At 65.3% G+C, this 1598-nt stretch carries 1 protein-coding gene and 1 pseudogene; both read right to left on the reverse strand.

Going from position 1 to position 1598, the window contains the following annotated elements:
* A partial coding sequence (locus tag QCE63_RS35420; RefSeq protein WP_309839915.1) for a DUF6531 domain-containing protein occupies positions 1–1328 on the reverse strand: 1328 nt, incomplete at its 3' end.
* Positions 1325–1598, reverse strand: a pseudogene (locus QCE63_RS35425) (hypothetical protein); the annotation flags it as partial. The pseudogene QCE63_RS35425 and the gene QCE63_RS35420, both read right to left, overlap by 4 nt.

Genomic DNA, 1598 nt, shown 5'->3' on the forward strand with positions numbered 1-1598 from the left:
GTCCGTCGCTCGATATGCCAGGCGTTGCCATTCAGGTCCGCCATCCGGGATAACGGCAAAGCCAGCGTCTGCCCCCGATCCACAGATGGCACGCGTGCGCGCCAGTCATCCGGTAGAGCAAACGCGTATTCCAGACCAGCCCGCGTACGAATGCGCAGTTCGTCATGTTCGATGTAAAGCGCATGACCATGCTGGCGGTCAACCGTCCGCGCGGGCCATCCGCTTTCGTGCGGCATCTGATCGAACGCAGTGGCGTGATCGGCAAACGTGACGGCCGCGCTGTATTGCACGGTCTCGTGACCCTGATCGCGCAGCAAGTCCACGCGAATGTCGGCCGGACTGCGCCAGCCGTGGCCCAGGCTTCCCCGGATCTCGTCGTGACTTGCGTAGTACCGATCCCACACCAGCGGCAAGCGCCCCTCGATAGTGAAATCGTGCTGCTGCACCACCACTTCGCCGGTGATCGAGTTGACCGGCTCCGCGTCGAAGATCACGCACTTGATGAACCCCGACGGGAAGTTCTTGAACAGCCTTTTGGCCAGCGCCGAGCCCCGGAACGCCCTGAACAGTCCGGCCGCCACCGCCATCATGTTCATCACGGGCGGGCCGCCCACCAACACGGGACGATCAGCCGGAATGGGCAGCATCTTGGCCGTGGGCAAGGACATGTACTTGCGTTCCGTATGCGCACTGTTGTGCGACATCGGCAGCATGCCCGCGCACCAGCAACTCAACGCGGGCAGCGCCTGGAACGACATCGGGTCGCCGTTGGCCAGCACGGTGCGGCTGCCCATGAACGACTCCGCATCCTGCGACGGTCCCCTCGCATCCGATGCGGCAAAGCCCGCGCCCAACGGAAAGTGCAGGCCCGGCGCATGGACCGTGTGCGTGCCCGCCGTGGCGCGCAGCAAGCCGTTGATCGTGACCGGCGCGCCCCCGCCCCCCGATCCGACCTGGCCCCCCAGGGCATCGCTCACCTTCCGCTGCACAGCGCTTGCCGCTTTCAGCGCATCCATGCCGCCTTGGACGACATCATTTTTCATGACGGCGTCGACCGCCCCCAGGCCCGACTGGACCAGATCGCTGTTCATCACATCGGCGATCTGCTGCTCGTGGGTCTGCACGAACGCCTCGACCTGCTCCTCGACGAAGCTGAACACGATGCTGCCCATGACCGCCAGCGCCGCATTCGCGTACTCGCGTAAATCCAGCACCACGCCCACGTGCGGGTGCGGCAGCGGAACAGGCGCGGGCGACGGCGGCAGATTGACCCAATGCACGTCGATGCCGACCACCGGCGTCAGGTGGTTCACGGCCAGCATCGTCATGTCGCCTGCGCCCCGGTGTTCACGTCATTGCTGTCGGCGTCGTGCGCTCTCAGGCGGGCCGAGACTTCAGCGGGCGCCAGCGGCTGAACCGCCTGTTTCCAGTCGACGCCATAGAGCGATTGCAGCGCGCCTTCCAGTTGACTGCGCTGCGCGTGCAGCCAGTCGATACGCGCCAGCATCCAGGCGACCACGAGTTGCAGGTTGCTGTTCGCGCGTAATGCCGGATCGATGCCCATGCCGGCGTTCAGGGCGTTGAAGCTTGCTTCGAGC

The sequence above is a fragment of the Caballeronia sp. LZ065 genome (assembly GCF_031450975.1).
In the GTDB taxonomy this organism is placed as follows: domain Bacteria; phylum Pseudomonadota; class Gammaproteobacteria; order Burkholderiales; family Burkholderiaceae; genus Caballeronia.